At 35.9% G+C, this 20,113-nt stretch carries 17 protein-coding genes and 2 pseudogenes; 4 read left to right on the top strand and 15 right to left on the bottom strand.

Translation table 11 applies throughout. The annotated features are described in order from the left end of the window. Position 1: 1 nt before the first annotated feature. The 6 genes from DFR56_RS13325 to DFR56_RS13300 form a co-directional block, all read right to left on the bottom strand. Positions 2 to 1,228 (bottom strand): anhydro-N-acetylmuramic acid kinase, encoded by a 1,227-nt coding sequence (locus DFR56_RS13325; protein ID WP_211320630.1) that lies wholly within the window; start codon positions 1,226 to 1,228, stop codon positions 2 to 4. Between the two features lie 3 nt (positions 1,229 to 1,231). Then, positions 1,232 to 1,732, bottom strand: coding sequence for a GNAT family N-acetyltransferase (locus tag DFR56_RS13320; RefSeq protein ID WP_110395936.1), 501 nt, complete (start codon positions 1,730 to 1,732; stop codon positions 1,232 to 1,234). A 68-nt stretch (positions 1,733 to 1,800) separates the two neighbouring features. Beyond that, complete coding sequence (locus DFR56_RS13315; RefSeq protein ID WP_110395935.1) at positions 1,801 to 2,634, bottom strand: ABC transporter permease; 834 nt, start codon at positions 2,632 to 2,634, stop codon at positions 1,801 to 1,803. Positions 2,635 to 2,657: 23 nt separating this feature from the next. Then, positions 2,658 to 3,602 (bottom strand): ABC transporter permease, encoded by a 945-nt coding sequence (locus DFR56_RS13310; protein WP_110395934.1) that lies wholly within the window; start codon positions 3,600 to 3,602, stop codon positions 2,658 to 2,660. A 413-nt stretch (positions 3,603 to 4,015) separates the two neighbouring features. Next, positions 4,016 to 5,578, bottom strand: a complete 1,563-nt coding sequence (locus DFR56_RS13305) for an ABC transporter substrate-binding protein (RefSeq protein WP_158525645.1) — start codon at positions 5,576 to 5,578, stop codon at positions 4,016 to 4,018. A gap of 21 nt (positions 5,579 to 5,599) precedes the next feature. Next, positions 5,600 to 6,703, bottom strand: a complete 1,104-nt coding sequence (locus DFR56_RS13300; RefSeq protein ID WP_158525644.1) for a serine hydrolase domain-containing protein — start codon at positions 6,701 to 6,703, stop codon at positions 5,600 to 5,602. Positions 6,704 to 7,131: 428 nt separating this feature from the next. Here DFR56_RS13300 and DFR56_RS13295 point away from each other — a divergent pair, with 428 nt between their 5' ends. Next, positions 7,132 to 7,809 (top strand): sunset domain-containing protein, encoded by a 678-nt coding sequence (locus tag DFR56_RS13295; RefSeq protein ID WP_110395931.1) that lies wholly within the window; start codon positions 7,132 to 7,134, stop codon positions 7,807 to 7,809. Positions 7,810 to 7,898: 89 nt separating this feature from the next. Here DFR56_RS13295 and DFR56_RS13290 read toward each other — a convergent pair whose 3' ends face one another. Next, a complete protein-coding gene (locus DFR56_RS13290) occupies positions 7,899 to 9,005 on the bottom strand; it encodes a class II histone deacetylase (protein WP_110395930.1) in 1,107 nt (368 codons plus the stop codon). A gap of 194 nt (positions 9,006 to 9,199) precedes the next feature. Here DFR56_RS13290 and DFR56_RS13285 point away from each other — a divergent pair, with 194 nt between their 5' ends. Beyond that, entirely contained in the window at positions 9,200 to 10,243 is a 1,044-nt protein-coding gene (locus DFR56_RS13285; RefSeq protein WP_211320629.1) for a response regulator transcription factor, read from the top strand. 138 nt (positions 10,244 to 10,381) lie between these two features. On the opposite strand, the gene DFR56_RS13280 is transcribed toward DFR56_RS13285, so the two are convergent. From DFR56_RS13280 to DFR56_RS13255, 6 genes are all read right to left on the bottom strand, one after another. Further along, on the bottom strand, positions 10,382 to 11,404 hold the full coding sequence (locus DFR56_RS13280; RefSeq protein WP_280523460.1) for an ABC transporter ATP-binding protein: 1,023 nt from the start codon (positions 11,402 to 11,404) through the stop codon (positions 10,382 to 10,384). Next, on the bottom strand, positions 11,405 to 12,397 hold the full coding sequence (locus DFR56_RS13275; protein WP_110395929.1) for an ABC transporter ATP-binding protein: 993 nt from the start codon (positions 12,395 to 12,397) through the stop codon (positions 11,405 to 11,407). Continuing rightward, the gene (locus DFR56_RS13270; protein WP_158525643.1) at positions 12,397 to 13,377 is read right to left on the bottom strand and encodes a succinylglutamate desuccinylase/aspartoacylase family protein; all 981 of its coding nucleotides are present in this window, start codon (positions 13,375 to 13,377) and stop codon (positions 12,397 to 12,399) included. Before DFR56_RS13270 ends, DFR56_RS13275 begins: the two co-directional genes overlap by 1 nt. A gap of 238 nt (positions 13,378 to 13,615) precedes the next feature. Then, complete coding sequence (locus DFR56_RS13265; protein WP_158525642.1) at positions 13,616 to 15,160, bottom strand: ABC transporter substrate-binding protein; 1,545 nt, start codon at positions 15,158 to 15,160, stop codon at positions 13,616 to 13,618. A gap of 182 nt (positions 15,161 to 15,342) precedes the next feature. Then, on the bottom strand, positions 15,343 to 16,182 hold the full coding sequence (locus DFR56_RS13260) for an ABC transporter permease (RefSeq protein WP_110395926.1): 840 nt from the start codon (positions 16,180 to 16,182) through the stop codon (positions 15,343 to 15,345). Between the two features lie 13 nt (positions 16,183 to 16,195). Next, positions 16,196 to 17,119, bottom strand: a complete 924-nt coding sequence (locus tag DFR56_RS13255; protein WP_110395925.1) for an ABC transporter permease — start codon at positions 17,117 to 17,119, stop codon at positions 16,196 to 16,198. A gap of 275 nt (positions 17,120 to 17,394) precedes the next feature. Between DFR56_RS13255 and DFR56_RS23490 the strand changes: the two are divergent. Together DFR56_RS23490 and DFR56_RS13245 are read left to right on the top strand one after the other, a co-directional pair. After that, positions 17,395 to 17,603, top strand: a pseudogene (locus DFR56_RS23490) (helix-turn-helix domain-containing protein). A 357-nt stretch (positions 17,604 to 17,960) separates the two neighbouring features. Beyond that, a complete protein-coding gene (locus DFR56_RS13245) occupies positions 17,961 to 18,347 on the top strand; it encodes a helix-turn-helix domain-containing protein (RefSeq protein WP_110395924.1) in 387 nt (128 codons plus the stop codon). A 414-nt stretch (positions 18,348 to 18,761) separates the two neighbouring features. Here DFR56_RS13245 and DFR56_RS13240 read toward each other — a convergent pair whose 3' ends face one another. Together DFR56_RS13240 and DFR56_RS13235 are read right to left on the bottom strand one after the other, a co-directional pair. Beyond that, positions 18,762 to 19,532 (bottom strand): hypothetical protein, encoded by a 771-nt coding sequence (locus tag DFR56_RS13240; protein WP_110395923.1) that lies wholly within the window; start codon positions 19,530 to 19,532, stop codon positions 18,762 to 18,764. 283 nt (positions 19,533 to 19,815) lie between these two features. Beyond that, positions 19,816 to 20,113, bottom strand: a pseudogene (locus tag DFR56_RS13235) (hypothetical protein); the annotation flags it as partial.

Below are 20,113 nucleotides of genomic sequence, written 5' to 3'. Positions count from 1 at the left end.
TTTAGCTATCATCTGCCATAAACAATTCTTTTATTTTTCGGTATGCTTCAAGCTGAGTAAAGGAGACTTTCCCCATAATTACCTTTCGATTTGAACCAGTTGCGGAAGTTAACGTGTTAAACATACCATTTAGACATTCATGACCTAATATTGCAAATCCAATTGCTTCTTTCTGGTCACTATTTATACCAACATCTGTACTCGTTTGAATAACTACATTTGGTAAATAAGCCTGCAATTGTTTTAATAAAGTGACATTTCTACTTCCACCACCACTGACAATCACTTCATCCATTTTAAACCCATGTTGAACTTCTAATTGTTTGTAACTGTCTGCTATTGTCAAAGCAGTCCAATTCGTAACAGTCCTTAGTAAATCAACATCTTTTACTTTATATAAACGAGCTTTCTTCCATAGATCAACGATAAAGTCTTTGTCAAACTGTTCGCGCCCGGTGGTTTTAGGGAGCTTTTGCGAAAAATATTTATGTTGCATAAGTTCATTTAATAATGATGGAATTACTTTCCCTTCTGATGCTAATAGTCCCTTATCATCATAGGTTTGCATCCCATTCGTTATTTTATTAACAATAGCATCTATAACCATATTTCCAGGGCCCGTGTCGAAGGAAATAACATCCTCTTCTTTTCCATTAGCCGGAATAAATGTAACATTACCTATTCCTCCTATATTTTGTAAAGCACGGTTTTTCTTAGAGTCGTGAAATAAGATATAATCCACATACGACATTAACGGAGCACCTTGCCCTCCAGCTGCCATATCAGCTGGTCTAAAGTCACCGACAACAGGGAGGCCTGTTTCTTCAGCAAGAACAGAAATATCCCCAATTTGTAAGGTGGAAGCAATGTTCCATTCAGCTGTGTTTTGTGGTTCTGGTAAATGGTGAATCGTTTGTCCATGGGAGCTAATAAACATAATATTCTCTTTTGGAACTTTTGATTTATTCAATAACAATTGAACAACATATCCGTAGTATTTCCCTAAATATGCATTCATCTGACAAATTCCATTAACAGAAGATGTAGTTGGATGAGATAATTTCAGGATATTGCTCCGAACATCTTCACAATAAGGTTGAAAAATCGAATCGATTAATTGTACACGAGTATTCGTGTACGTACCCTCTATCTCAATCAATGCGGCATCTACACCATCCAAAGATGTTCCTGACATTAAGCCTATAGCATATTTTTTAATAATGAACACCCCCTAATCTAGAAATTTAGCCATCAAATATTCATTGATCCATTTTCCATTCACATAAAACATATTTTTCTTCACACCTTCTAGCTCAAACCCCATCTTTTTATATAAGATAAATGCAGCAATATTACTGCTCATTACCCCTAACTCCAAACGAGTAATTGCCCTTTCTTTCGCCCAACTTTCTAACGTTTCAAATAGTCTTGTCCCAATTCCTTGACCTGTATATGCCTTTTTGATTCCTACCACTATATATACACTGTGTTTATTTCGTTTTGCTTGACCACCAACAGCGATTAAATAACCAATTAGTCTTCCTTCTTTTTCCACAACAAAAATAGTCGAATTGTTTCTCTCCTTCATTTCTTCAATTCTATTTTTTTGTTCCTGTAACGTTGTTGGTCTTTCTCCTGCTTCGAACAATAAAAACTCACTTTCTGCATCAATTTCTTTACATACATTTAAGTATTCTTCTGAATCACTAAGCTGGATTTCACGAATATACATATGAAAAATTCTCCTTCCTTCTTTCCTTTCTAAATGAAAGAAAATTATTATCTTACTATGCAAAAAAACTACTGATCCTTTAATCTAGGATCAAATATATCTCTTAAACTATCGCCAAGTAAATTAAAACAAAAAATAGTAAAAATAATAAAGACTGCTGGAAATATTGCCGTCCAAGGGGCTATCTCCATAAACTTCCTACTTGTATTTAACATGGATCCCCAAGATGGGTCGGGTGGTTGTATTCCAAGCCCTAAAAAGCTTAAAGCTGCTTCTGCTAATATCGCTGATGATAAAGCAAGTGTAATTTGAACAAGAAATGGTGCTAAAATATTTGGTGTTAAATGTCTGACAATAATTCGGAAGTGTGAAGCACCAATAGATTTTGCATTTGTTACATATTCCATTTCTTTTACCGAAATGACTGATGATCGAACCAGTCTAGTGAAAACAGGAATAAAAACAAGCCCGATCGCTATCATCGTATTTTTTAGATTTGGTCCCAATACTGCTACAATAGCTAAGGCTAGTAAGAGGTCTGGAAAGGCAAATAAAACATCCATTACTCTCATGATTATATTATCTATCACACCTTGGAAATAACCAGCAAGTAAACCAAATAATAATCCAAATCCTGCTCCAATACCAACAGCAATTAAACCGACCATTAAAGACACTTGTGCACCATATATAATGCGGCTTAGAATGTCCCTACCTAAATCATCAGTTCCTAACAAAAATTGTGAGTTTGGAGATACAAGACGATATTCATTAAATATCTCTGTAGGGTTATGTGGTGCAATGAATGGAGCGAGTAAACCTATAATACAAATCAATAAAACCCCTATTAACCCCATAAGTCCTATTTTGTCATTGCGTAATCGTGTTAAAAATTCTCCCATACTATCACTCATTTCGTTAAAAATTATTTATATGAAATACGTGGGTTTAGGTATCCATATAACAAATCGACTATTAAGTTTATCGTTACAAACATAACAGCAATAAATAATATACTCCCTTGTACAACAGGTATATCCCTTTGTGTTATTCCCGTTAAAACATATTGTCCTAAACCCGGAAGAGAAAATATTTGTTCCACGATCACGGTACCTCCTAATAAGAATCCTATTTGCATACCAATTACAGTTAATATAGGTATCATTGCATTTCTAAAGGCATGTCGAAAGATAACAGCTCTTTCTTTTATCCCTTTTGCTCTAGCTGTCCGAACAAAGTCTTGTCGTAACACTTCTAATATGGATGAACGAGTCATTCTCATAATCGAACCGGCCATTGCTGTACCTAGAACTAATGCTGGAAGAAACAATCTCTCCATATTTTTTAAAGGATTTTCAAAGAAACCAACATAATCCACTGGAGTAAAGTAATTGAATTGAAGTGACAAAACAAGAATCAGTAATGTTGCTAAAGCAAAATTTGGTACAGAAACTCCCATTAAAGATACAATTCTTAAGCCAATGTCTGTCTTAGTATTTCGATGGATACCAGCTATAATACCAAGTGGAATTGCAATGACCCATGCAATAATTGATGCGAAGATAGTCAATTCAAAAGTAAGCGTAAATCTGTTAAGAATTTCAGGTAAAATAGGGGCCCCTGTCCTTAAAGATTCTCCGAAATCCCCCACTAATACTCCTAACAACCAATTCCAATATTGTTGATATAAAGGTAAATTTAATCCAAGCTTTTCTTTTAATTGTTCCTTTAATTCTGGAGTAGCCTCTGTTCCCAACAATATACTTGTAATATCGCCTGGTATAACATGCATAATTAAAAAAATAAAAACGGTTATACCAAATAACACAGGAATAATGGATAATATCCTTCTAATAATGAAAATATACATATCTATACACCTCCTATGTGGTCAAGTAATTGTTCCATTTAACAAAAATACATATCTATGGGTAGGAAAATATAGCATGCAATTCCCTACCCATAGCAGGTAAACATTTATGGCTATAAATGCGTGTTCAAAAAGGCCGATAAAAGAAGACCTGAGCAGTTCCACTGGCTAAAAACGCCACGTCCTGCTTCTTTTGATTACTCGTCCCATCGAAAGGCCTTGTGGCAATGCCAGTACTAGAACGTCCTGGGACTGCGCATTCGCTCGTCCCATCGAAGACATTGCTCCTGCGATTACTCGTCGCAATAAACATTGTTTGTCGAAGGTGACGTAGCTTCTGAGGTACTCTCGTATGCTTTACCATACGAGAGTACCTATTTGTGACTTTTTGAACATCTTCTATAAAACCTTTATTACTCCAATGTTAATTCCAGGAAATCCTCCGAGTCATGTGGTAACGGATGATAACCGTTCACATTTTCTCTCACTATGATGTAACTCTTTGGCATTAATAAAAAGAGATTAGGAGCTTCTTCAATAATCATCTTTTGAGCATCTTCATAAATAGAATGTCTTTTATCCATATCCACTTCTTCTAATCCTTCCGCAATCAACTCATCATACGCTTTATTAGAGTATCCCCACACATTAGCCGATCCATCTGTTGCGAAGAAAAAGCCTAATGAACGATCCGGATCTCTTCCTGAACCATTCTTACCTACTAGCATGTCGTAAGTATTTTCGTTCCAAGCATCTATATACTCTCCCCATTCTAGTTGAACGATCGTTACATTAATTCCAATTTTCCCAAGTTGTTGTTCGATGATTTGTGCAGTTGATACTAGTTCTGCTTCGGTAGAAGGAACTCCCATCTCTAGTTCAAAGCCAGCTTCAAAACTCGCTTCTTCTAATAGTTTATTTGCCTTATCTATGTTCGGTTGATATAAATCTAGCTTACTAACGTCAATTGACCAATCCCCTAATGATTCCGGTACAGGACCAGAAAGTTTTGCTTCTCCCGCCATTATCGTGTCAATGATTTCTTGTCGATCTACTGCTAAGCTAATTGCTTGTCGTACTTTTTTATCTTTTAAAAAATCGTTCGTTACATTAAAACCTAGATAGAAATATTCTAAGCCATCATAACTTATGACATTTAATTCATCATTTCCTTCCACTAAAGAAACTGAATCAGGTGACACTGTAGTTATATGAACTTCACCAGTTCTTATAGCCGCAAGTCTTGAAGACTCATCTACCATCGTCACATATTTTAGTTCATCGACAATAGGTTTCCCTTCTATGTAATAGTCCTCGTTTTTCGTTAGATGAACGTGTGTATCTGGTACCATTTCCTTTAAAACAAATGGACCAGTACCTACAGCAACTTGATCTAAATTCCCATGTTCCTCCACTGCCTCTTTCGGAATAATTGCTGCATTTGCGCCAGAAGCTATATAGGATAAAAATGGTGCATAAGGTTGGCTTAATTTGAATTCTATTTCGTAATCGCTTAAAACATTTATTTCTTCCACTACTTTAAAATAGGATGCAGAGATAGCACCGGTTTCTGGTTCTAAAATCCTTTCAAAACTATATTTAACATCTTCAGCAGTCATTTCTCTGCCGTTATGAAATGTAACGCCTTCCCTTAAAATAAACTGATAAGTGGTCTCATCGACTTGCTCCCATTCCTTTGCAAGTAAAGGAGCAAATTGCATATTTTCATCGAATTCTAGTAAACCTTCATAAATTTTAGCCATAATACGATGAGAAGAATGAGCCGTGGTAGTGTGTGGATCCATTCCAGATGGATCTTGATCAGCTGCAACAAGAAGGGTTTGCTTTCCAGATGATTCGTCTCCCTCTGTTGTGCCTCCCTCATTTTCAGTAGTTGTATCATTACTAGAACAAGCTACGAGAAACAAGAAAACAATTAGTAAACTAAATAACGACCATTGATTTTTCTTGAACACATGAATAACTCCTTCCATTAGTTAAATAGTATTTATGATTTTCTGATGTACTTCCTTTCTAAAAGATTGGATCGATATTGGTTTTGAAACATGCAATCTGTTCGTTAAGATTACAACTACCATTTTTTTAGTTGGCACAACCCATAAAGATGTACCTGTAAAACCTGTATGACCATATCCATTTGGGAACACATCAGAAAATTCCCAACCTAATCCTCTTGTATGATTTAGTTTTGTTGTACTCCTTTGTATAATCTCTCTATTAATGATTGATTTTCCTTGGTACTCACCCCCCTTAACATATAAGTGACCTAATTTTAGTACATCCATAGCAGATGCAAATAGCCCAGCATGCCCTGATTTTCCTTGAAAATAATAATGACAATTACCATCATTAACTTCTCCTATAATAGGTAAATCAGTCGAACGCCAATGATTAAATTGGAGCCCTCTTTCTGCACACATTTTTTGTTCTATTCTATTTCCAAATTCTGTTGCTGCTACATTATTTCCAAATCCCGGCCCAAAGGTAAGCGTTTTCATTTCTAGAGATTGAATGAACACCCTATTTACACATTCCTCTAAACTAAGCTTACTTTTTTTCTTTATTACCTCCCCCAATAACATATAATTAATATCACTGTATGTAACATCCTCAACCATACTTGATGGTGAAACAATCGAATTCAATATCGTGTAAAATTTTTTATCATGTTCTACATAAAAAGGATACCAGGCAGGAATTCCCGAGGAGTGTGTCAATAATTGTTCCATTGTCACATGACCTATATGATCCATTAGATTGCTTTTTTCCCTGATGTCTAGTAAACATTCTCCTAAAGGTGTTCTTAATTGCAATTTACCTTGGGAGATAAAATGAAGAATAATAGTTGTAATAAACATTTTTGTAATGGATGCTAGGTCAAAAATAGTACTAGTATTCATTTTTTTAGTAGTACGAGATAATGAATAATTACTATTGCTTTCCATTGTTTTGTCTATACGATTTCCATAAGACGCTTTAAAAATTATTTCATCACCTTTTGAAATAAGACAAACCGCACCTGAAAAATATGATTTTTTTAAATAAAAGTGAAACAATCTATTAAGCTCATCTTCAAGCATATGATTCCACCCCATGAAACGACCTTTTATGTATCCGCTTACAATCAACTAAACCATTCTCCTCTCTTTGAATTTAGAAGAGGATTCTAATTTGTTTTTCCCTATAACTGAATATTCAATCAAAAGTGATGATAAGCTGATGACTTGATTACCTTTGATAAGATTATAGCTACTTTGAAATTAATTGTCAAATTAAAATGAATATTTAAAATTTACTTTCGTTTTCATTTTAGATTACTCCTATATTGATAGAAAATAGTATTACTTTAATTGTAGGTACTAGGAAGGATCTTTCTAGAAGTATCAAAAATCGACAAATAGTTACTAATAAAAATGTTAATATATAACAAATTTACATTTATCTAAATAAACTGATAGTAAATTTATAATTTTGTATTTGGTGTGCATCTCATAGGGGGAATCGAACAATGATATTACTATCCTTATTATTAATTTTAATGATTTTAGGTATGATTATTTACTTTTCGTCTACTTCAAATAAAAAGATGATAGCAAAGAGACGATTAACGCCACTACTATTCATGGCTATTTTACTAGTATTAGTAGGATGCTCTGATGGAAAAACAAATTCCGAACTAAGTGTAAACTTGGAGGAAGAAATTGAGAAAAACGAGCAGTTAGAAGAAACAAATGATGAATTGGAACATGTTAATGAAAAACTTGAGGAAGAAATCGATGAATTAAACAATGAAGTAGAAAGTCTTACTGCTGAAATGGACAGCATTCAAGAAGAATATGAGGAACTAAAAAATGAAAACAAAATACTAGAAGAAAATAATGAGGAATTATCCAATGAGGTCGAAAAATTTAAAAGTGCTAGTTCAAATCAACAGGAACAAACTTCCGCTAAGAATGAAAGTAATAGTGGAGACAGTAATAATACAAAAAGCCAAAGTAAGGAAGAGACCCAAACTGCAAGTTCAAGTACCGACGATTCGTCAGGTGATTGTGATATAAAAGGCAGCGTGAATGGAATTTACCATGTTCCAGGTAGCACTTATTATAGTAGAACAACTAATGTGGTCGAATGGTTTTGTTCAACGGAAGAAGCCGAAAATGCTGGTTATCGAGCACCGAAAAGGTAAAATTAAACGTTTAAAATAAGGAAAGAACAAAACAGGATCACAACTTCTTTTCGTTCTTTCCTCTTCAAAATCTATTTTCTTTTTATCTTCTAAAAATTCCAAAACTCGGATTGTTGTTTAATTACCTTTTGAACAGCTTCTTCCTCATGTGGAAAAAGCGTGTCGAATGGAACATCAAATCCTTCCATAAAAGGATCCTCCACCTCTGTTTTAATCTCACTCATAGCTTCCACAATTGCTAATGAACAGAATGGTACATATGCTGCACTGTAGCCACCTTCATGACACAATACTAAGCGACCATCACAATGTCTCTCCGCTAGTTTTTTCATGAATTCAGCAAATCGATAAAAGCCATTAGCTGTAACCATCATTCTAGCTAAAGGATCAAAAAAGCTTGGGTCTTGACCAGCTGATACAATGATTAACTCCGGTTTAAACTGATCTACAATTGGCTCAACTATATGTTCAAATGCATGCATATATCCCGCATTTCCTGTTCCAGCCGGCAATGGGATATTCACATTGTAGCCTTTCCCCTTTCCTTCACCACAGTGATCCACATATCCGCGTCCCGCCGGGAATAATCGATCTTGATGAATGGAGATAAATAACGTACTGTCATCCTCGTAAAATGCTTGTTCTGTTCCGTTACCGTGATGTACATCCCAATCAAGCACTAATATACGATCTAATTTATATTTTTCCTTAGCATATTTTGCAGCAATAGCAACATTATTAAATATACAAAAACCCATTCCTTCCTGAGCTTCGGCGTGATGTCCAGGTGGTCTAGTTAAAGCGTAGACATTATCAACCTCGTTTTTCATCACCGCATCAACACCTGTTATCGCTCCCCCAGCTGATAGTAGAGCAATTTCATATGACCCTCTTCCCACAATCGCAAACTGTCCTGCATCCCCACCGTTACTATTACTTAACTCTTGTACTCTATCAATGTAGTTTGGGAGATGGAATAGCTCAACCTCTTCACGTGTAGCTGGACGTGGAGCAATTGAACTGAGTTGAGGCGTTAGCCCACTGACATCAAGTAAATTTTTAAATCTCCTTTTCGTTTCTGGATCTTCCCCGTGTGTATGACTTTGAACCCAACCTCCCGTCGATAAATGCAACGCACCAGTACCATTATCGTGCCAAAAATAACTTTCGTCATAAATAAATCCTGTCTTCTTCATTTGAATTCCTCCCTCAATGTCATTTCTATACTCATTATTGCAAACGCTTACTTCTATAACAATTACACTAAAGGATAATTTTTTGAGCACCTATAATTTTCAATCTATTTTTGCAGTTTAGAAGTTATATGATAGAATTAAATGAAAAAAGTATAGGTAAATGGAGTTTCATAACAAATGATTGGAGGATTATGATGGACTTTTCTAAAAATGATTACGAAAAAATGATGCATTTTATGAATAGCACTTACCCAACTTCATCTAATATTTCTGAAACAGTTCAATCTTTTCTTTCTGACTTATTCCAATTGCACCACTCCTTGTTTTGGTTAGCTGATAATCATAGTAATATGTATAACCTGAAATTTTTTAATTATGATGATAAACTTATCTGGGATTATACAGAAACATACAAAAATCAAGACATCATGCATCCTAAGAAACAATTGAATCATATAGCCAACAAACGCGAATCCGTTTTAAAAATAGATGAAACTACGACATTTTCATCCTTTGTTAAGTCAGAATATTACCACTTTTTCAAAAGACATCAAATGATTGATCAGATGGTGATTTATTTCACTAAGAATAAATCGATCTATGGAGGGATTGGCTTTTCCCGATTTAAAGGAGATAAACCTTTTACTCATAAAGATAAACAAATACTTCAAGCTCTATCTATCCACCTTCAACATGTAGTTAAACACTCAATGGTTATGAAGGAATATGAAGCAGAGAACTACTTTCTTAAAAGGATGAAAAGTGACGAATTAGGTATTATTCAAGTGAATGAAAATCAAAACATTTCTTTTTATAACGAAGTAGCTCAAAAAATCATTGAAACAATTTATCCGGATACTTCCGTTGAAGAATTTTTTCAAACCTCTCTTACCAGTTACTTGCCAGAAGGAGAAAGCCCTATTCATATCAGCATAAATGGATGGAAAATGAAAATAATGCTTCAGAAAAAAAGATATTCTATATCTAAGAACTATTCTATTTATCTATACCCACAAGAGAAAAAGGATAAGAATGATGATTTAAGAACACTATTATCGAAAAGAGAATTAGAAATTTTTGATTTTGTGCTAAAAGGATACACAAACGAACAAATTGCTAATGAACTTTGGATCAGTATAAATACCGTCAAGAAACATTTACAAAATATGTATGAAAAAACTGAGGTTTCAAATCGGACAAGCTTAATATTTAAATTAAAAGAGTTAGAGAACGCTTAAATGATGGGAAAATTTCATATGACATTTAAACGCTAGATCAGCAAAAAAGAGGAAACAATTAAATTTCCTCTTCTAACTAAAAACTAAGGCTATTCCATGTAGAGAACACTAGAGGCACACATTCTACACCATGGCCCCCTACCCATAATGACAGGCCACCCAATGTCCTTCCATCTTTTCTTCAAACACTGGTTCCTCTTCTCTGCAGTGATCAGTTGCCAGTGGACAGCGTGTGTGAAAACGGCAGCCACTTGGAAGGTGAACTGGACTTGGGACATCTCCCTTTAACACAATCCTTTGGCGCCGCTTCTGCTCTACAGGATCAGGGACGGGAATAGCTGATAACAAAGCTTGGGTATAAGGGTGAGCCGCTTCCTGATAAATCTTTTCTGTTTCCGCTAACTCAACGATTTTCCCTAAATACATGACTGCAACTCGGTCACTAATATGACGAACAACAGATAAATCATGCGATATAAATAGATAAGTTAGCCCAAATTCATCCTGTAAATCTTGTAGTAAATTAATCACTTGAGATTGGACAGATACGTCAAGTGCTGAAACAGGCTCATCACATACAATTAGCTTAGGATTCAAAGACAAAGCACGTGCAATGCCAATTCTTTGACGTTGTCCACCAGAAAATTCATGGGGAAATCTTGATAAATGTTCCGCCTCCAAACCAACTTTCTCCATCAAATATTCTATCTTCTCTTGTCGTTCTAACCTACTTCCAACTTTATGTACCCTTAAAGGCTCTCCGACTATTTCACTTATTCTAAGTTTAGCGTTTAAAGAGGCATATGGATCTTGAAAGATAATTTGCATATCGCGCCTCACATGTCGCAATCTCCCTTCATTCAAATGCGTCATATCTTGCCCATTATATAAGATCCTTCCACTTGTCGGTTCTTGTAAACGAATAATATTTCTTCCTAAAGTCGATTTACCACAACCCGATTCACCGACAATCCCTAAGGTTTGCCCTGCTTGAACCGTAAAGGAAATACCGTCAACAGCCTTCACTGATCCACCTGATCGACTAAATAATCCACTCTTTAAAGGAAAATACTTCTTCAAATCATTTACTTCAAGTAAAGGGGACTCCGCATCTAGTAAACGAATAGATTGTTCCTGCTGTCCCGCAATTTGAACAGGCAACTAAATCACCTCCTCCAGTTGATCATAGTGCCAACATGCGACCTTTCTCTCATCCGAACCTACATTTTCTAGACTCGGTTCCTCCAAGCGGCACTTATCTGTTGCGAAAGGACACCGAGGATGAAAGCGGCAACCATTAGGCTTTTGAAGTGGATTAGGTAATGTGCCCTGTATCGTTCGTAGGCGTTTTCCACGTGAATTCAATGATGGCATTGCTTCTAGTAAGCCAAGTGTGTAAGGGTGGAGAGGCCTTTGAAAAATTTCCTCCACCCGAGCTTCCTCCACGACAATCCCTGCATACATGACAACAACCCGGTCAGCCATATCAGCAACGACTCCAAGGTCGTGAGTAATAAACAAAATCGACATGTTGAATGCTTCTTTTAATTCTTTCATCATTTCTAACACTTGTGCTTGAATGGTTACATCTAATGCTGTTGTTGGCTCATCAGCTATGAGCAATTCCGGATTACAAGTAAGAGCCATGGCAATCATCACACGCTGCCTCATTCCTCCAGAAAGTTGGTGCGGATACTGAAATGCTCTTTCTTCAGGTAATGGAATCCCCACTCGCCGTAAAGATTCGATCGCTCGTTCCAGCGCTGCTCTTTTCCCGATCCCCTGGTGATAGCGAAAACTTTCGGCAATTTGATCCCCAATTGTATATACCGGATTTAATGAAGTCATCGGTTCTTGAAAGATCATCGAGATATCATTTCCACGTAATCTCCGCATTTCTTTATTCGTTTTTTGAACGAGGTTTTCACCGTTCAATAAAATTTCTCCCTCTTTTATTTCACCAATTCCTTTAGGTAGCAACCCCATAATTGATAATGATGTAACACTTTTTCCAGATCCTGATTCACCAACAATACAAACTGTTTCCCCTCGTTGTACATCAAATGATGCTCGTTCCACCGCACGAACAATTCCCCTATCTGTACGAAAATGTACCGATAATTCCTTCACTTGAAGTAACGGTGAACTGCCCATTATTTACTTCCTCCAGCTACAACAGGGATCACTTCTGCAATAAGTTGTCCGGGCTGTGTTGGCCAGTACCGCTGCCCAATCGCTGCAATATAAGCATTGTCTTTAGAACATCTTAATTCCTCGATCACGTCCCCATACAAATTCATCACCGAACCGATCAAATCGCCTTCATTTACAATATCACCAACCTGACAAGCTGGTATGAATAATCCCCCATTGCCGGTAAATATAAATTCTGCACGATTAATGATCGTATATTTTTCTTGAACAGGTGCTTCTCCAGGAATCATTTCTAATGCTTTCATCGCGTTTAACATCGATTGGATAAATAAATGCTCATGCTCCTCTGTCACTATCCCTCCACCACATTCCACTGTAACAGTTGGGATTCCTTTGTTCATCGTATGCTCTGTAATCGTTCCACCTGCTATCATCACATCATCTGAACGCCATACGACATCAGAGCCCATACGTTTTGCTAGCCATAATGACTTCTCAGAAGCTTCCGTCCCATCCTCCTTCACGATCATATAAAAAGGAACCTCGGCACCAATCCCACCAGAATGTAAATCAATCACATAATCTGCATGGGCTTCCATCAAATGTAATACTTCAAAAGCTAAGCGATGACTGTACGTTCCTTTTGGATCTCCCGGAAACACACGGTTTAAATTTTCACCATCAAGTGGGGAAATTCGACTCCTCGCTTTAAATGATGGTAAATTAATGACAGGAACTCCGACAAAGACCCCTTCCAGCTGATCGACATCTAACCCTTGGTACAATCGAATAATGGATGCAGCACCACCATACTCTTCTCCGTGAATACATCCATGTGCCCAACAGACAGGTCCTTCCTTTTTCCCCGTTGCTACGATGATAGGAATGTTAAAAGGGGATCCATCTGTGTCCGTTCCTACTTGAATATACCCTTTTGTTTTTTTACCAGGTACCATTTCAGCCGTTCCAATTCTTTTCATCATCCATCCTCCTCAGGTTGATCTACTTTTTCAGTCAAGTCCACCCGTAAAAACACGGTTCGACTCCCACTTCATCTATATTCATCTACACTTCTTTTATACATCACGCTTACATGAAGCACACAACACAAACATCAACACTTGCTTCGTATATGACCTTGCTCAGTCTATTTCTTCCCCCGTACCATTTAAGCTGTACCTATCATTTGCACTACTATTCCTCCTCCCTATGATTTTTTCACGGTTCAACATAAGCATCACGAACGATAATATATTCATCCAATCTTGGCAAAAAGTCTTGTACATCTTTTCGTACACCAACCATATGAGGCTCATAATAGAGAGGAAGAGTTGGCTTATCCTCGTAAAAAATTTCTTGAAGTTCCTTAAAAAGAACAATCGCTTCTTCATCATCTATTGTTTCAACAGCCTGATCCATCAAGTTATCAACCTCAGGATTCGTATAACCACCTTGTGAGTTTTTCGAATGATAATAACTACCCCAATGTAATGGTGGATTGATTGTTAAGTCAGCCAATCCGATATAATAAATATCGTAGTATCTCTCATCTGTCTTTGGGAGAAAAGAACTGAACTCTAGTGTTTCTAACTCAACATTTATTCCCGCATCTTCAAGCATTCCAGCAATCGCTTCGTTCACTTGCCTATCCATCGCATAACGTCCTGATGGGGCACCCATTTTAATTGGAGAACCATCATAATCCATTTCCGCAAGTAATTTTTTCGCCTTCTCTATGTCATACTCATAAACTGGTAATCCATCATGAAATCCAATGGTACCTGGTGGGGAAGCCGATGAAGCTGGGATTGTATTTCCCCCAAGAATATTATTTACGATTAATTCACGATCAATTGCCATCGATAATGCTTCTCTAAATTCCTTCTTTTCCATCCAAGGATTGTCAAAATTGATAACTAATAAATTTACTCTTAATGTTTCTGTTACATACAAATCAAGGTTCGGATCACTTTCGACCTCTTCTACTTTATCTGCAGAAATATTTTCCGCAATATGTACATCACCACTTTGGAGTGCGGCTAAACGGACGGCATTTTCAGGCATAATTAAAAATTTAATCCGTTCACTTACTCCAGCTTCTCCCCAATAATCGTCATAGCGCTCTAATTCCACGCTACTATTCGCCTTGTATTCTACGATTTTGTATGGACCAGTTCCAACAGGTTTAATATTAAATTCTTCGCCTAATTCTTCGACGGCACTAGGCTCTATAATCGGTATTTGTGTTAATCCACTTAGAAGTCCTCTCGTCGGTGTTTTTGTTTTAATGTTCACGATTAATTCACCATCAGTAGTAATTTCATCGATATCACTAATCCACTGTGCTAAAGGGGAATTAAGTTCCGGATCCAATATCGTCTCAAGCGTAAACTTCACCGCCTCACTCGTTAAAGGAACCCCATTATGAAACGTCACCCCTTCACGTAACGTAAACTTCCAATTTAAGTCATCCATATTTTCAAACTCTTCCGCAAGTACTCCGACAATATTCACTTTATTGTCAACTATTTCACGAAAAACAAGTGGCTCCATCATATGTGCATTCATACTATATCCAGGACCGGACCAAGTTTTTCGTCCATCTAATGTTGTTGGATCGGCACCAGTTGCGACAATAAGTTCCTTCGTCTCATTTCCCGGGTCATTATCTGCCCCCTCCCCACCTGATGCAGCATCCGTACAAGCAACTAAACATACAATCGTCAACACGAAGATAGATACTCTAACTATCCTTTTAACCAATGAATAAACCTCCCCTATTATTGCTATTTTTTGATCGTTGTTAAAAGGTAGAACCTTTGGCATTTCCGTGAAAAAAGCGAAGGATTTTAGCAATCATTCACTCAAAATCTCTCTACTACATCATAAGTTGAAAACCCCACCTTATTGGAAGCGCATTCATATCCATGTAAACAGAATTCGACTCATTGCGGATCAAGCACATCTCTTAGTCCATCCCCAAATAAATTTGCGCTCATCGCTACTAACATCAGCATTAGTCCCGGGTAAATTGCAATCCACCAAGCATCTGTCATGTATTCTCTCCCATCTGCTAACATCGCACCCCATGTCGGTTCACTGGAAGGAACTCCAAGCCCTAGAAAACTTAAGGAAGATTCTGCAATGATGAGTGTTGCAACTTGAAAACTTGCTACGACAATGAATGGTGAAAGAACATGTGGCAAAATATGACGAAATAATATAGCCAATTTTGAAGTACCCGTTGCTCTAGTTGCTTCAATAAATTCTAAGTACTTTATAGATAGCACAGAACTCCTAACTACTTTTGCGTAAGAAATCCAACTAGTAAGTGATAAAACGACTACAACATTCATAATGCTAGAACCAAGAATGGAAACCATCGTTAAGGAGAGTAATAAAAATGGAAAAGCCAACTGCATATCGATTAACCTCATGAACACACTATCAATCCAACCACCCGAATACCCGGAAACAAGTCCGACAATTAAACCTATCGCTCCACCAATAAATACCGCACCGGCCGCAATCATAATCGATATACGAGAACCGTAAATTAACCGACTTAACACATCACGTCCTAACTGATCGGTGCCTAGCCAATGAGTAAATCCATCCGCATTCATCGTCATCGGAGGTAATAATCTCCTTTCAATGTTCTGCACAAAAGGATCCATCGGTGCAAGGAAAGGGGTTAAACTTGCGATTAAAAATACGAAAATAAGGAAAATAAATCCGATTAGTGCAGTTTTTCTTTTCGTAAGCTGGTTAAAGAATCGTTTCATCAACCCTGCCTCCTTATGAATCAACAATTATTCTTCGATCAACAACAGCATAAATAATATCAACGAGCAGATTTATTACAATAAAGACAATCGCCGAAACAATAACTAAAGACTGAATCATCGGATAATCTTGAGCCTGTATCGACTGAACGGTTAAAAATCCAAGCCCTGGCCAAGAAAAAATGAATTCAGTTATAATCGCACCACCGAGTAATTGACCTGTTTGCAGACCAATCATCGTAATCGTCGGAATAAGTGCATTTTTAAATACATGTTTAAATATTACGACAATTTCAGGTAGACCTTTAGCTCTCGCTGTCCTTACATAATCCAGATTCAAGACGTCTAATGTACTCGATCGCATTAAGCGGGCAATCAAAGCTAATTGATAAATTGCCAGTGTAAAGGCAGGTAAAATGATATGACTCCAATGCCCATAACCAGATGTAGGTAGGATACCAAAGTGAACTGCCAGCAATAAAATTAACATCATCCCTAGCCAGTAACTTGGCACTGATTGACCAAGTAAAGCGAGAATACTTACGATATAATCGGAAAAAGAATTCTTTTTTACTGCCGCAAACATACCAAGTGGAATCGCAATAACGATCGCCATTACCATCGCCCAAAAAACGAGTAACAATGTAGCTGGTAAATGATTTAGAATCAATTGCATGGATGGTAACCCACGACTAATAGAATGTCCAAAATCAAAAACGATCATTTGTTTCACATAATCAATATACTGCTGCCATATCGGAAGATTTAATCCCATCTGCTCTCTCATCTGATTAATTTCTTCATCCGTAGCATTTTCAGACAACATCAACATGACAGGGTCTCCCGGAATAATTCGGAGTAAAATAAACGCAATAGCCGAAGCACCGATTAAAACGATAATTGATTGCAGCAGACGTTTAAAAATGAACTTTGCCAATGTATCACCTCATCTTTTATTATCTTTTCTTCATTTTTACTGTTGAACAAAATCACCTCCCCTTCTAATAAGGTTTAATAGATATTCCTTCTTGAAGACTATATGTCTAAGTTGATTTTCAATAGATTTGTCACTTTACTAATCAGGAGCTAAAAAATATGTAGAGCACTTCTTTCCCCTTCGTTGTTACGTAAATGAGTACCACAATTAAATACATGACATGCTAAATTTTTCATATAGTCAAATACATTTTTCATTAGGTGAAATATAGAAATATAGTTGTTATTAAAATAAAAGATTTACTTAGAAAGCATGACATTTCATTAAAAAACTATCCCACTTAACAGACATTCGTCATGCCGCATTAAGTGAATGATCAAATCAAAAAAGAGAAAATATTAATTTCAATCATATTGAAAAGATAGCTGCTGCCTTGGAAATAAATGATATAAGAGAAATAATTGATTTAAAGGATCAAAAATAAAGTATGGTTTAAATAGTCCACATCGATCTTGATGGGGGCTTTTCATTTACAAAATGCCTTTTTCATCCACACCCCATCCTTTTTTGTTGAATTCGCTTTTTATGTCATTCACATACGCCTCCATTCCCCTTAATCATCAATTCATATAAACGAATGAACAAAATGTTGTTTACTTATTTTTCTATATTACATGTTAATACTTGTATTTTCCTTTATTGAATTGGATATCATGTAGTTAGATGGTATTATATACAACATTTAGTTGTTTGTAAAGTATTTGTGAGACTTTTTGTTGTATTTTTCCATTTGATCCAACATCAAGTTGTATAATTCCCTCAGAACAGGGAGGTAAATCACATGTATCTATTTAGAGAACGATTAAAAGATTTACGTGATGAACTGAATCTTGATCAAAAAGAAATGGGAGAAAAACTTAACTTATCTGCAAGTGCATATGGCTATTATGAGCAGGGCCGAAATGAACCCTCTTTACAAACGCTTATAAAAATTGCTCAAACATTTAATGTAACAACTGATTATTTGCTTGGATTAACAAACACTCGAGAAACTTCTGTTTATTATAAAATGTCCGACAAAATCTTACTATCTAATTCCGAAATGAATGCTATTCAAAAAATGAAAGAATTACCGCTTCTCGAAGAAGTTAGCGAAGATCCAAGTGAATATGTAGTTCGTCTAAATCGATATTGGCAATTTATAAAAAATGAACGCGATAATAAATAAAAAATTATTACAAATAGAAAATTGCTTCTGACTAGGAGCAATTTTTTTGTTTGAACTTTTTACTATTTTATTATTACACCATCTCCTCCTATTGCGGACAGAATGAGCCAGCTGTGTGGAGTTTTAAGTGGATAAATAGCTTTCAAGATAAAAAACAGTCCCATCTTTTTTATCGATAGGACTGTTTTTATCATAATAATTCAAAATCAATAAATATTAAGAGCTTATTCGTTCTTATAATTTGTTTTTGACGGGCTATCAAAATTAAAATTTTGTGATCAAGTAATTTATATTTTGGTAATGTTTTAACCTAGTTTCCAACTATTTTCTAATTATGCCTCAATAAAGGTGGGCTATTATGTTTTAGCTAGGCCTTCGCTTATGCTCTAATGGTATAATATTTCTTGTAAAACTCTAAAAACCCTTTACCCTAGCTCCTCGTTCTATATAAATGTTTTGCAATCTATGGGAACTGGAATAATAAATATAGTACGGTTTACTAACTGAATAAACATTCTCTTCTTTCCCTTTACTCATTAACACACGTTCTTCATCTAGAAATACAACAATATATAGTTCTTTTAACATTTTATCCACTTTTTTTTGTGGAATATTTTCTACTTTATATTTAAGTCGTGTTGTCGTTGTTAAAGTAGCAATAATTACTGAAATCATAACAAAAAAAGTGTTAAAAATTAGTAAACTGATAAGAAGAAGAAGAAATTCTTGATTATCTAATTTTTGATAATCTATTATCATAGCAAGAATAAAAACCATTGAAAACCAAATAAGAAAATTAGATAAAGCTAGTAGCTTAATCATTCTATTAAATCTTTTTTTAGCCTTTCCCATCCGTTTACTACTCATGATTAGGGCTCTAATAAATAGTTGAAATAAAAATGCCCCAGTGCCACATGCGATTAACAATAAAACATACTCTAAACTAATTGATAAATAATAATTATTCATAACCACAAAAGAAAAAGATAATGTAATTAAAAATCCAATTAAAAGTGCTCTTACGTAATCTGCCTTTAATCTAGAATTTTTCGTTTCTATAATGGTATCCAATTCAGTATGAAACTCACTTAAGTAACCGCGGCTTAAAATTGCTAAAAGCGATATAACAATTGGAATGATTGCAAAAATATTCTCAACAAGAATATCCATTATATAATTTATCATGTTCTCCTCCTCCGTAACTAAAACATCTAATATTCTCCTACTTATTATATTTCAAATTATTTGAGTTTTAAAATATTCCTATACGGAGCAACATAATTAGGCTGTTGAAAAAGTCTTCTAAATTTCAGGTGATAAAAATGGGGGAATCTATTAGATATTCTAATTTTTAAAACTTTAGAGCAATGTAAATTTAAGATCATAAAGAAAAGTTCAACCACTTATTGTTAGTGGGTGAACTTTTCTTTATCCTGAATTAATCCAATGGAATTTGTACCAAGTCTATTTATAACTTGCTTTTCCCTGAAACTCTCCCCATCACTTCCTCCACCAATTCCTTCAACACCTGCTCACTTGCCTCTGCTGTCTCTTCCTTCACGCCAAAATAAAACTTAATTTTTGGTTCCGTTCCAGACGGCCGCACACACACCCATGCTCCGCCCTCAAGCTTATACTTCAATACATTCGACTTTGGAAGCTCAATAATTTCCGTCCTTCCATCCATACCGTCCTCAACATAAACTCGTTCACTATTCGTATAATCTTCACGCACTAGAACTCGCCTTCCCACAAATTCATAGGTG

Source organism: Pseudogracilibacillus auburnensis (assembly GCF_003201975.1).
Lineage (GTDB): Bacteria > Bacillota > Bacilli > Bacillales > Amphibacillaceae > Pseudogracilibacillus > Pseudogracilibacillus auburnensis.
This window is presented reverse-complemented; position numbering and strand designations above follow the sequence as displayed.